The sequence below is a fragment of the Chryseobacterium sp. LJ668 genome (assembly GCF_019613955.1).
In the GTDB taxonomy this organism is placed as follows: domain Bacteria; phylum Bacteroidota; class Bacteroidia; order Flavobacteriales; family Weeksellaceae; genus Chryseobacterium.
Genome location: NZ_CP080443.1, coordinates 2,922,138 through 2,934,898, shown reverse-complemented (window position 1 = coordinate 2,934,898; position 12,761 = coordinate 2,922,138). Strand labels below are relative to the sequence as shown.

Below are 12,761 nucleotides of genomic sequence, written 5' to 3'. Positions count from 1 at the left end.
TACTTTTCATGAGAAATTTGCTGGAAAAACATATAATTATTTATCAATACTATTGAAAACTGAACTACCTGTAAAGTGGAAATAAGTTTATCTTTCTGTACAAGAATTTTATTATTTTTATCTCTGTAAACATTTATAGATTTATATTGATAATTTTAATTTAAAATAATTGAAAAACATAATCTTTTTATTCATTTTAATTTCGGGGAATTTTTTCGGCCAGAACATAGCTTTTCGTAAAAACGATAAAATTTATGAACTTGATCAGAAAATTAGAAAAGGTGATTTTACATCATTCTTAGAAATTGGAAATTATTTAGAAAGCGATGATCCTTTGACAGAATATTTAGGTTATCACATCATTCATACAAATGAAGCCAACGTAGCTAAAAGAATTATCTCTGAAAATTCTTTCTTTCTTCAAAACGAATTTAAATTTGATTCTACAATTTCAGTAAAAAAGTACAGGGAATTTTTAATAAAGAACCAAAATAAAATTGCATTTTCGGATTTGGCAGACGCATTTTTATTAACACCTTTTGAAGACCGGAAAACAGATTTTCAAATACAAGAACTTACCCAAACTAAACTTGATTTCCTTGAGTCTAAAAGAAGTGAAATCTTCAATTCAAATTGGTTGAAAACTAATAATATTGATAATCTTATTAATCAAAAAGACTCTAGAGTATTATTGGTTTTGTCATCATTATTTTTAAAAAACAGATACAGGTTTAATGAGCATAAAAATAACAATGCAGAAATTATCAATTTAATAAGACTCCTTACAAAATCTAACATTGCAGTTCCCGACGAATCCGGACAGATGAATTATCATATTGAAGAAGATTTTTATGAGATTTCAAAATTGAACTTAGTAATATTTTTTGCCAATCATTACAAGAATTATAAGTGGAACGAATCAAAAAACTCTTTTGAAAATTCTCAACTTAAACAAGTAAAAAACGATATAGAAAATGATCTTTTTGATTCGCTTTCAAATGAAGATGACTCTATTGCTTTGAATTCTTTTATTAAACTTACCCGATCTAATCCTGAAAAAGTTATTGCTTTGGCTGAGCAATTTGATAAAGATGATATTGATTTTAATTATGCACTTCCAACTTTTCCGTATAGATTTCTTAAGCAATTGGTTTATCTTACAGATTATTGTAAAAAAAACAATATTGATTTTATAGGAAATACTGATTTACAGAATTCCATCAATGTTTTAAAAACAGATTTAACATTTGCTGAAAGAAGAAAGTTAGAAAACTCATTAATATATAGCTTGACTCTGGATGAAATAACTGCTTTTGAGTATTGGTGTCTGATTTATGAAAAAGACTGGCAACTTACTTATTCCGCAGGTAGAATAATTGATAAATTTTATTCTAAAAATTGGAACAAAACGATTTCAAATAAAAAACATCTGGAATCTTACCTACTAAAGTCAAAACTTTTTGAAGATTTAGGAATTATTGGGCTTTGTCATAATTACGTAATAAAATTCAAGGGCAGCTCAGATGATATCATTGCGTCTTTAGAATCTTTACAGACAGAAAATGACAAAGTAAAACTTCAAATAGTTAAAGCAATAGAATTTGCAAAAATTCAAATTGTATATAAAGAACCCGAAAAAAAAGATTGGTACGGAAATATCGATAGCAAAGTAAAAAATTTCAAAATTGATTTCAAAAAAGTAATGGCAAAAGCTGATGACAAAAAGAAATTTGAAGATGAAATGTCTTTTCTTCTCTCTCAAATTAACTATAGCCAAATTGGTGATGCTTTAAATGCAATTAAAACAGTAGAAATGAATCCAAGACATTTATATTCATTTATGAATAGAGATTTTGGACTTTCTTTTATTGGAAACTTTGAAAAGGCTGAAACTAGACAGGACTTTTTGGATAACTATTTAAAATTAAGTGAATATGATCTTTACAAATATTATTTAGTAAAATCTAAAGTTGATTTTCTAGGCACAAAAGAAGATTTAGATTTTGACAAAATTTATGAAATTTTAAAATACGACATTAATATCGCATTTGCCGGAGGTGGCGGCAGCGAAAATGATAATGGCGTATATGCAGTTATAAAATTATTAGAATTAAAATTTAAAACTTCTTTAGGCTATCCAAAAAAATATTGCAGTTCAGACAACATGTACGCGTGCAGTGCTCGAGACAGCGCTAATTCTTGGATGAATTATTTAAATGTAAATAAATATATAAAAAATAGACATAATCAGCCTATTACTTTTGCCTACGAAAAGTAAAATTGATTTAATGTAAACATCACTTCCCAAATCTATAACCCACTCCACTTTCCGTCACAATATACTTCGGCTGATTGGGATTATCTTCGATTTTCTTGCGTAAGGTACCAACAAACACTCGCAAATATTGAGTTTCAGTCTGAAATCCTACGCCCCAGATTTCTTTTAAAATGAATTGGTGGGTTAAAACTCTTCCTTCATTTCTTGCAAAAAGTGAAAGTAAATTGAACTCTGTGGAAGTCACTTTTAAGACTTCACCGCTTTTTTTGGCTGTACGGGAGATAATATCAATTTCAAGTTCTCCGATCTTCATATTAGAATCATCATTTTCTACATTATTTCTGCGGATAGCAGCACGAATCCGCGCCATGAGTTCCGCCGTGCGAAAAGGTTTGGTCAGATAATCTGTAGCACCGTTGTCTAAGGCAGAAACGATGTCTTCTTCGTTATCAATTACAGATAAAATAAGAATAGCTTTATTGTACCATTCGCGAAGCTCTTTTAAAACGATATGGCCGCTTTTATCCGGTAATCCAAGATCAAGAATGATAAGCTCCGGCGGATGATTGGCAGCCAGAATCTGCGCTTCTTTTCCTGTCGTTGCCAGACGAACTTTATAATCATTGCTTTCTAATGTAATCTGAAGAAGTTTTCTGATCTGAGCTTCATCGTCAGCTACTAAAATCTCATGTTTATTCATTTTTCAGACTATTTATGTAAGATGTTTCTGCGGGAATTTCGATGATAAAAACCGCACCGTTCGGAATGTTATTCTGCAGCTGTATTTTTCCACCTTGTGCTTCTGTAAATCCTTTTACGATCGATAAACCAAGCCCGCTGCCGCCAGTTTTGCTCTCCGGAAGTCTACGGAATTTATCAAAGATTAAAATATGTTCGCTTTCAGGAATGCCTTTTCCGTTGTCCGAAATTACAATTTTACAGTTTTCAGAATCATGAATAACAAGAACTTCAATCCATGAGTTAGCTGGTGTATAATGAACTGCATTGTGCAAAATGTTTAGTAAAATCTGCTCGGTAAAACCGATATCTAGTTTAAAAAATGGCAGATTTTCGTTTTCTGCAAATACTATTTTATGACCTTCCGTTAAATCTATTTTTTGGATTACGGCATTGACCAGCTCATTGACGTCGCACCAGTCTGATTTTGGTTTCAGAATACCACTTTCTATACGGCTCATGTTCAGGATATTTTCTACCTGTCGGTTGAGACGCACGGTTGCGATATCAATATCATTCAGCAAATCCATCTGTTGCAGCGTATTTAATTTATGATTTGAATCTTTCAATGTATCAACAGTTCCTAAAATAGTTGCAATTGGGGTTCTCAATTCGTGCGATAAAGAATTCAGCAGCGTATTATACAATTTTATTGTCTGTTCTTTTTCTTCTTTGTCCCTGGCTTTTCGCTCTGCCTGTCTTATTTTGAAGGTCAAAACTGCATTGAGTAATGCCACAAAAAAATATGAGAGAAACATCAAAAGATCTTCTGTACTGCTGATATGCAAAGTAAATTGTGGGGGAATAAAAAAGTAATTCCAAATTACTGCGCTTAAAAAGGCCGATAAAAGTACAGGAAGAATATCAAAAAGCATGGCAACTACTGAAACTGTAAGCAAAAGAATAAGTGCAGCAACCCGGTAATTGATTTCATCTCGCACTACGAAACAAAGCACAGAAACAAGCAATATGGATAATACGCTTGAAAAATATTGACTATATTGAGCTTTTAGTGATGTGATCAATGAAATTAAAATGTGGGGTAAAAATAACTATTTAAGCATAAAGATTTTATAAAATTTTAAGTTGGAAGATATTTGAACAAAAAAAATCCTGAGAAAAATCTCAGGATTTATATTAATTTATATTTTACCAATTACTTAGCGAAAACATATTTTACACCGATACCTACATTAGCAAGGTTCAAACCGAAGTTGAAATTATTGGTGTTCTGAGCACCTTCAACATCCCATTTTGTGGTGTTGTAACCAAATTCTCCGATTGTTGCTTCAATAGTCCAGTTTTTGTTTAAGAAATAATCTAAACCTGGTTTTACAGAAACACCGAATGAATTGTAGTTTACTTTTTCAGAGAATGAGTTGTTATTTTCAGTTTCTTCATATTTAGCATTACCAAATTCCATAGGAACTGAAAGCTGACCGAAAATGTATAATTTATCTCCTAAAGTCCAGTATTTTCTTACAAAAGGCTCAACTACAAATGCAGAAAGAGTACCTTTTTCAAAACCATCATTGTAAGTAACTTTTTCGCTGCTTGAAGCATATCCAAGTCCTGCTCCAATAGCTAAGTTAGGTGCAACAAAATAACCTACAGTAGGTACGATTCTGAAGTCTTCGATTTTTGTATCCTCATTGTTATCTTCTGTAGAAGAATAACTAACAGTTCCAGATAAATAAGTAGCTCCTTTAGCGATTTGAGCGTTTGATAAACCGAAAAGTGCAACAGCACTAGCAATTAATAATTTTTTCATTTTGAATAATTTTATACTTTCTGGGTGCAAATGTATAATGTCAAAATGTAATATTAAAATTTGTTAACATGATAAAAATCACCCATCAACATTGACTTTTTTGGAGAAAACTCGCATATCTGAGAATTAAATACATACAATTTAAAAATATTAACAAAAAAACTCCAATTCTTCAATTGGAGTTTATTATGATCTATATTTAAATATTTTACTTTAAAAAGAAATTGACTCCAAAGTTAATGGCTCCAAAATTATTCTCTATCCTTTCTCTGTCAAAATCTCTCCTGCTTCCAATAGTCTGATAACCTACATACAATTCTAACTTAGTCGTCTTATAACCAAATTTTGGTTGTGCGTACAATCCACCGTCTACCCCATCTTTTACAGAAACAGCATATCCTAAATCTAATGCAACAAAAATAGGAGCTTTAGCAAATCTGTACTTTCCGGCTACTGCAACAGGTATAAAACCAAAGTCATCCGATTTATATCTGTTACCTTTAAAATCATAATCTTTACCAACAAAATGCGAATATCCTGTCGCTACACCAAGATCAAAGTTTTTAGCAATATTCCACATATAAGCACCATCCACACCAAATGTGAAAGACGCATATTTGCTTGCATCACCTACCGGAGCCCCGATATGACCCCCCAGTTTTAAACCTTCCTGTGCATGAGCTGCACTGCCAAAGAAAGCAAATGCACCCAGTAATAATAGTTTTTTCATAGTTATTAATTAAAAATTTGTTATTAACATTATGATTCACATAATAGCAAAACAGATGCCGCAAGGTACCACACCACAAAAAAAGCAGAACAAAAATTGTTCTGCTTAATAATCTGTATGTTATTTTAAATCTAGTTTCCTCCGAATTTGAAACCTACACCAACTTGTAAAAAGCTGTTCTTAGCTGTTTCATTAAATTCTGGATTTTTAGCAAGATTAGAAACACCTAAGTTATATCTTGCATCAAAGAATAATCCATTTTCCAACATATATTCTGCACCGATGAAAGGAGCAATATTTAATGTGTTTGTCTGATCTTTAATATCCATTTCATTATCTGTACCAATCTCGACACCAGGAATATTAAAACCTCCATCAAATACTGTTTCTTGCTTAGCTGAAAGAATTACCCCAAAACTTGCACCTGCAGAAACTGAAAGATTTTCAGTTATAAAATATTTTGCAGAAACCGGAATCAATAAAGTACCTAAAGTAGTTTTTGTTTTCAAGTTAAAAAAGGTATCTGGATCGTCTTCATCCTCTTCTTTAATTACGTATTTACCTCCTAGTGGTGAATATAATACTTCTCCCTGAATACCAAATTTATCACTTAATTTATATTCTACTAAACCTCCAACATAAAAAGTATGAACAGGATCAGAACTTTCAGATCCCAAATCGCTTTCATATTTAATTGTAGACATAGAATATCCTGCTTTTGCGCCGAATCTTACTTCTTGAGCTTTCACCGCTACGTTACCTAAAAAAGCAAAAGCAGCAACCAATAATAATTTTTTCATAGTTTAAAGTTTTAACAAATTTTATGATCGCAAATATATCACTTTTTATGGATTCGCAAAATATTTTTAAGCATTTATGGAAAATATCATATATACTTTATTCCCTCGTCTTTTTATCTTCTTCGTTGTAAGCCAAAATAATTTTTTTCACCACAGGATGACGTACTACATCTTCCTCTGTCAGATATACAAAACCAATTTCTTTAACATCTTTCAGAATTCTCATAGCTTCTTTTAAGCCGGAATGCTGTTTTGGCGGTAAATCGATTTGTGTCGGATCGCCCGTGATAATAAATTTAGCATTCATCCCCATTCTCGTCAGAAACATTTTCATTTGAGCGTGGGTTGTATTCTGAGCTTCATCCAAAATTACAAAAGCATCATCAAGAGTACGCCCTCTCATGAAAGCCAGCGGAGCAACCTCGATGATTTTCTTCTCCATAAAACCTTCCAGTTTTTCATGCGGAATCATGTCGCGAAGTGCATCATATAATGGCTGTAAATACGGATCAAGCTTTTCCTTCAGATCTCCGGGTAAAAATCCGAGGCTTTCACCGGCTTCTACTGCTGGTCTCGTCAAAACGATCCTCTTTACTTCCTTATCTCTTAATGCCCTTGCAGCTAAAGCAACACTCGTATATGTTTTCCCTGTTCCTGCAGGGCCTATCGCAAAAACCATATCTTTTTTTTCGGTTTCTTTAACCAGTCGTTTGAGGTTGGTTGTTTTTGCTTTAATTATTTTTCCGTTAACGCCTTTTACAATGATATCCTGATCGAAAACTAAATGTTTTTCGTTCTCATCTTTAAGATTCAGAAAGTTTTCTACATCTTTGAGCCCTATAGAATTGTTTTTTGAAATGAAACTCACAATATCATCGAGTTTCTGTTTAAATATATCTAATGCTTCCTGATTTCCCATAGCAAAAATGTGGTGATCTCTGCCGGTAATTTTAAGCGTTGGAAAGCTGGATTTTATTAAATTGAAATATTGGTTATTAACTCCGTAGAAGTTTTTCGAATCAATATCTTCTAAATCATACGTTAATTCAAACATGCAAACATTTTATTTTAGATTTTAAATTTAAAAGTTTTTTTTCGGATTTAAATCAAATTCTTATCCACATTATTTAATTCTTTTCTTTTATTTTAGATAAATTTGCAGTTCTATCAGATTATTCATGTCAATTATTACCCTTACTTCAGATTTCGGACGTTTAGATTACAGAGTTTCGGCTATGAAAGGGAAAATCCTGTCTTTGAATCCTCAGGTAAACAGCATCGACATCAGTCATGATATTCAGGCATATAATCTTATTCAGACTTCTTATATTGTAAGAAATGCCTATCCTTATTTTCCAAAAGGAACTATTCATATCGTAGCAGTCGACAGCTTTTTTCACAAGTCAAGGAGAAATATTGTGTACAAAGCAGACGGCTCGTATTTTTTGGCTTCGGACAACGGTTTATTAAGCTTGATTTTTTTCGATATTAAACCTGAAGCGATCTACGAAATTACGCTGAACAACAGATTTGATGATATCGTCAATTTTACTTCTACGGATGTTTTCGTTCCCGTTGCGGTACATTTAGCAAATGGTGGACTTCCGGAAGTCATTGGAAGAAAAATAGAAGATGTAAAGCAGCTTTTATTTCCAAAACCTGTTTATAACGAGGCAGAAAAAATGATTATCGGCGAAGTAATGTACATTGATAATTTCGGAAATATAATATCAAATATCAGTAGAGAATTCTTTGAAACTTTGGCAAAAGGTTTCGAAAAATTCACAATAAAGTTCAGAAACTTAAGTTTATCGAAAATCTACTATAGTCATACCGAGGTAGTTGCAGACTGGGACAGAGAAACCGAATACCATGGGCAGTCTGCAGCTATTTTCAATGACAGTCAGCAACTCGAATTAACCATTTACAAAGGCAGTAAAAAGAACGGCGCCAAAACCCTTTTCGGATTAAATGTCGGCGAAAATATTTACATCGAATTTTTCTAGCATTATCTATTTCATAAAAAAACCGATTTTTTTTATATATTTGTCAAAATCTAAAATTAGAAAATGGCAGAATATAAATTATTGCTTCCTTCTATGGGTGAAGGCGTGATGGAAGCTACGGTAATCACTTGGTTATTCAATGAAGGTGATCAGGTAAAAGAAGATGACTCGGTAGTAGAAATTGCAACAGACAAGGTAGATTCTGATGTACCGACACCTGTTTCGGGGAAAATCGTAAAGATCCTGAAGCAGAAAGACGAAGTTGCAAAAGTAGGTGAAGCCATCGCCATTTTAGAAATTGAAGGAGAAGGCGGAAGTACAGCTTCTGAAGAAATAAAAACTGAGACCACTGCTCCCGATGCAGAAACTATTAAAGCAATTGAAGAGCCTTTAAACCCAACAGCTACTTCCCACGTAGAATTCTCCGGAGATCTTTATTTATCACCTCTTGTAAAATCTATTGCTCAGCAGGAAAATATTTCTGAAGCTGAACTGAAAACCATCAAAGGAAGTGGTTTAGAAGGAAGAATTACCAAAGAAGATATTTTATCACACGTTTCCAACAGAGGAAACCAGCCTCAACAGGCGGTTCAGCAACAAGCGGCTCCGGTTCAGGCAGCGTCTACTCCACAATCGGTAACTTCAGCTCCGGCTTCTACAATTTCTGTAGCTGCAGGTGACGAAATCATTCCGATGGACAGAATGAGAAAAATCATCGCTGAAAACATGGTGAAAGCAAAACACATCGCTCCTCACGTTACCTCTTTCATTGAAACTGACGTAACCAACGTTGTAAAATGGAGAGCGAAAAACAAAGATATGTTCGAAAAGCGTGAAGGAGAAAAACTGACTTTCATGCCGATTTTCGTGAAAGCAATTGTAAAGGCAATTCAGGATTTCCCAATGATCAATGTTTCGATTAACGGTGACAATATCATCAAAAAGAAAAACATCAACATCGGTATGGCAACTGCTTTACCAGATGGAAACCTTATCGTTCCTGTAATCAAAAATGCTGATCAGTTATCACTTTCTGGATTAGCGAAAGCAATCAACGATTTGGCTTACAGAGCAAGAAATAAAAAATTAAGACCCGAAGATACTCAAGGAGCAACATACACGATATCTAACGTTGGCAGCTTTGGAAACTTGATGGGAACTCCAATTATTCCTCAACCGCAGGTTGCAATTATGGCAATCGGAGCCATTGTGAAAAAACCTGCTGTTCTTGAAACTAAGGATGGTGATGTAATCGCGATCCGTCAGTTGATGTTTATGTCTCACTCTTACGATCACAGAGTAGTAGACGGTTCTTTGGGTGGAATGATGCTGAAACATGTTCATGATTACCTTCAAAACTGGGATTTGAACACCGAGATATAAATAATTAGTAGTAGTAATTGCTAAAGTTGTTAAATATAACCTTCGAATTTTTTCGAAGGTTTTTTTATGAATGAGTATAACTGCTTCTAAACATCTATTAAAAGATTACGAATTTGTAAATTTTAATAAGATTATAACTACTTTATTTTTTGATTTAATAAAAATTAAACTAAATTTGAAGTATGCGTAGAATATTCATCTACTTCCGAACAAGTCTTAAAAAATCTTTTGACAACATCCGAAACGAACACCTGAAACAAAATCTGCTTCAGGCAATTCCATTTTGGATCGGTTCGGTGATTACAGGTTTTTTTGCCGTGATGTACGCAAAAGTATTTGCCTGGGGTGAAAATCTTCTGCACTTTATTCTCAACTGGCAAGACTGGATGATTTTCCTGATTGCTCCGGTTGGTTTTGTACTTTCCTGGTGGCTGGTAAAAGAATTTGCACCGTATGCGAAAGGCAGCGGTATTCCGCAGGTGATGGCAGCAGTAGAACTGGCAAATCCTAAAGAGCATAAAAAAATACGAAGCCTTTTAAGCTTAAAGATTATCGTTTTTAAAATCATTTCTTCCGTTGTTTTAGTAATCGGTGGTGGCGCAGTCGGACGAGAAGGTCCTACCATTCAGATAGCAGGTTCTATTTTCAGAAAAGTTAATGAATATCTTCCGGAATGGTGGCCTAAAATTTCGAAGAAAAACATGATCATGACCGGAGCCGCAGCAGGATTGGCAGCAGCTTTTAACACTCCACTCGGCGGAATTGTATTTGCCGTAGAAGAACTTTCAAAAACGCATATCAATTATTTTAAAACTGCACTTTTCACTGCAGTTATTATTGCAGGTTTAACGGCGCAGACATTGGCAGGCTCATATCTTTATTTAGGGTATCCAAAAACCAATGACGTTTCACTGATGGTGATGTTTCCTATTATCTTGGTAGGAGGAGTTGCAGGAATCTTAGCAAGCCAGCTTTCTGTAATTATGTTGAAAATGAATGACTGGAAAAAAAGAACACTGAAAACCGACAAATCAAATGTTTTATTTCTAATGGGTTGCGCTTTAATTATTGCATGCATTTCTTTCTTTATAAGTCGTGAAATTTTAGGTTCAGGAAAAGAAATCATGGAGCGTGTACTTTTCACTCAGGATAAGCATGAAGATTGGTATGTTCCTGTTCTGAGAATGTTGGGTCCTGCCCTATCATTCACTTCCGGAGGTGCAGGCGGAATTTTCGCTCCGGCATTAACGGCGGGTGCAAGTATCGGTTCTGTCATTTCGGGGGCTATTCATTTAACTCCAAATGAAACCAATGTTGTCATTCTTGCAGGAATGGTTGCCTTTCTTACCGGAATTACGAGAGCACCATTTACGTCAGCCATTATTGTTTTAGAAATGACCGACCGCCATTCATTGATCTTCCATTTGATGTTGGCCGGAATGGTTTCTTCTATATTATCCATTTTAGTCAGCAGGCATTCTCTTTATGATGTTTTGAAAATGAATTTTCTTGCGGAAATCAGAAGTAAAGAAGATGAAACAGCTTAGATTCAATTTTAAACTGGATTTCCACAAATTATCAAATTAATTTCTTCATATCACTACTGGTTTATTGTGTATTATAAATAAAATTCATATTTTTGCACCTCGAAATAATTAACAAATTCATTTACATTATGAACAATTACGAAACTGTTTTCATTTTAACTCCCGTTCTATCTGATGCTCAGGTGGAGGAAGCAGTGAAAAAATTTGAAGATCTTATCAAAGAAAAAAACTGTGAGATTGTCACTAGAGAAAATTGGGGATTGAAGAAATTAGCTTATCCGATTCAATTAAAAAAGAACGGATTCTATACTTTGATCGAGTTTAAAGGTGAAGGAACTGTAGTTGCTGACTTAGAATTGGCATTCAAACGTGACGAAAGAGTAATTCGTTACCTGACTACAAAACTAGACAAGCATGCTATTGACTATGCTGTAACTAGAAGAACTAAACTTAAAGCTTCAAGAGCTTAATTACTAACCCAAAATTTAAAAAAGACAAAGACATGGCAATAGATGATATGGCTAAACAAGCCTCTGCTGGAGGTGAATCTGAAGTAAAATTTCTTACTCCACTTGATATCAATACAAAAACTGATAAAAAGTACTGTAGATTCAAAAAATTCGGAATCAAGCACGTTGATTACAAAGACGCTGATTTCTTATTACAATTCGTTAACGAACAAGGTAAAATTTTACCAAGAAGATACACCGGTACTTCTTTAAAATATCAAAGAAAAGTTTCTTCGGCGATCAAAAGAGCAAGACACCTTGCAATGATGCCTTACGTAGCTGACTTATTAAAATAAGACAAAAAGAAACAAGAGAAAAGAGAAAAGATCTTGGTCTTTTTCTCTTTTTTTAAGTTGCTGAATCAATAATTAATTCTAACGATTTTTAGATTGAAGAAAAGAAATAATTTTTAAGACAACAGTCTTTCTTCTTTTTTCTTTATTCTTTTCTCTAAAACTAAAAAACGGACAACAACAATGGAAATTATCCTTAAAAAAGACGTAGAAAATTTAGGTCTTGAATTCGATACAGTAAATGTAAAACCAGGTTATGCAAGAAACTTCTTGTTACCTCAAGGAATTGCTCTTTTAGCTACACCAAAAAACAAAGCGACTTTAGAAGCTACGTTGGAAGCTAGAAAAGAAGAAGAAGCAAAATTAATCGCCGCTGCAAACGCAGTAGTTGATCAATTGAAGAAAACTTCTATCACAATCCCTACAAAAGTAGGTTCTGGTGACAGATTATTCGGATCGATTAACAATGCAGATCTTTCTGCAGCATTGGCTAAAGCTGGTGTACAAGTTGAAAAAAAATACATCAAAATTCCAGGGAATACTATTAAAAGAACCGGTAAGGTAACTGCAGTGGTTAGACTTCACAGAAATGTAGAGTACAACTTCGAGTTTGATGTAGTATCTGATGCTCCGGTAGAAGCTCCTAAACCAGCTGCTCCTAAGCCTGTAAAAGTTGAAGAAACTCCAGCTGAAGAAGCTTAAGATT

Annotated in this window: 13 protein-coding genes; 7 read left to right on the top strand and 6 right to left on the bottom strand. The window is 33.8% G+C overall.

The annotated features are described in order from the left end of the window. The first annotated feature begins 169 nt into the window (after positions 1-169). Positions 170-2,278 carry a tetratricopeptide repeat protein gene (locus tag K0U91_RS13670; protein WP_220179141.1) on the top strand — a complete coding sequence of 703 codons (2,109 nt, stop codon included), beginning with the start codon at positions 170-172 and terminating at the stop codon, positions 2,276-2,278. Between the two features lie 19 nt (positions 2,279-2,297). Here K0U91_RS13670 and K0U91_RS13665 read toward each other — a convergent pair whose 3' ends face one another. The 6 genes from K0U91_RS13665 to K0U91_RS13640 all read right to left on the bottom strand — a co-directional run bounded on the left by K0U91_RS13665 (position 2,298) and on the right by K0U91_RS13640 (position 7,371). Continuing rightward, positions 2,298-2,978, bottom strand: coding sequence for a response regulator (locus tag K0U91_RS13665; RefSeq protein ID WP_220179140.1), 681 nt, complete (start codon positions 2,976-2,978; stop codon positions 2,298-2,300). Continuing rightward, a complete protein-coding gene (locus K0U91_RS13660; protein WP_220179139.1) occupies positions 2,971-4,041 on the bottom strand; it encodes a sensor histidine kinase in 1,071 nt (356 codons plus the stop codon). Before K0U91_RS13660 ends, K0U91_RS13665 begins: the two co-directional genes overlap by 8 nt. Positions 4,042-4,172: 131 nt before the next feature. Then, a complete protein-coding gene (locus K0U91_RS13655) occupies positions 4,173-4,787 on the bottom strand; it encodes an outer membrane beta-barrel protein (RefSeq protein WP_220179138.1) in 615 nt (204 codons plus the stop codon). Positions 4,788-4,995: 208 nt separating this feature from the next. Beyond that, the gene (locus tag K0U91_RS13650; RefSeq protein WP_220179137.1) at positions 4,996-5,517 is read right to left on the bottom strand and encodes a hypothetical protein; all 522 of its coding nucleotides are present in this window, start codon (positions 5,515-5,517) and stop codon (positions 4,996-4,998) included. A gap of 131 nt (positions 5,518-5,648) precedes the next feature. Then, complete coding sequence (locus tag K0U91_RS13645) at positions 5,649-6,317, bottom strand: porin family protein (RefSeq protein WP_219969201.1); 669 nt, start codon at positions 6,315-6,317, stop codon at positions 5,649-5,651. A 97-nt stretch (positions 6,318-6,414) separates the two neighbouring features. Continuing rightward, entirely contained in the window at positions 6,415-7,371 is a 957-nt protein-coding gene (locus K0U91_RS13640; protein ID WP_219969202.1) for a PhoH family protein, read from the bottom strand. Positions 7,372-7,495: 124 nt separating this feature from the next. Between K0U91_RS13640 and K0U91_RS13635 the strand changes: the two genes are divergently transcribed. The 6 genes from K0U91_RS13635 (at position 7,496) to rplI (ending at position 12,757) form a co-directional block, all read left to right on the top strand. Beyond that, entirely contained in the window at positions 7,496-8,323 is an 828-nt protein-coding gene (locus K0U91_RS13635) for an SAM hydrolase/SAM-dependent halogenase family protein (protein ID WP_219969203.1), read from the top strand. Between the two features lie 63 nt (positions 8,324-8,386). Then, positions 8,387-9,706: a dihydrolipoamide acetyltransferase family protein gene (locus K0U91_RS13630; RefSeq protein WP_220179136.1), complete on the top strand. Its 1,320-nt coding sequence runs from the start codon at positions 8,387-8,389 to the stop codon at positions 9,704-9,706. 182 nt (positions 9,707-9,888) lie between these two features. Beyond that, positions 9,889-11,253: a chloride channel protein gene (locus K0U91_RS13625; protein WP_220179135.1), complete on the top strand. Its 1,365-nt coding sequence runs from the start codon at positions 9,889-9,891 to the stop codon at positions 11,251-11,253. Between the two features lie 128 nt (positions 11,254-11,381). Next, a complete protein-coding gene (gene rpsF / locus K0U91_RS13620) occupies positions 11,382-11,723 on the top strand; it encodes a 30S ribosomal protein S6 (protein ID WP_219969206.1) in 342 nt (113 codons plus the stop codon). 32 nt (positions 11,724-11,755) lie between these two features. Further along, positions 11,756-12,058 (top strand): 30S ribosomal protein S18, encoded by a 303-nt coding sequence (gene rpsR / locus K0U91_RS13615; RefSeq protein WP_034757623.1) that lies wholly within the window; start codon positions 11,756-11,758, stop codon positions 12,056-12,058. A 180-nt stretch (positions 12,059-12,238) separates the two neighbouring features. Continuing rightward, the gene (gene rplI / locus K0U91_RS13610) at positions 12,239-12,757 is read left to right on the top strand and encodes a 50S ribosomal protein L9 (RefSeq protein ID WP_219969207.1); all 519 of its coding nucleotides are present in this window, start codon (positions 12,239-12,241) and stop codon (positions 12,755-12,757) included. The last annotated feature ends 4 nt before the right edge of the window (positions 12,758-12,761 follow it).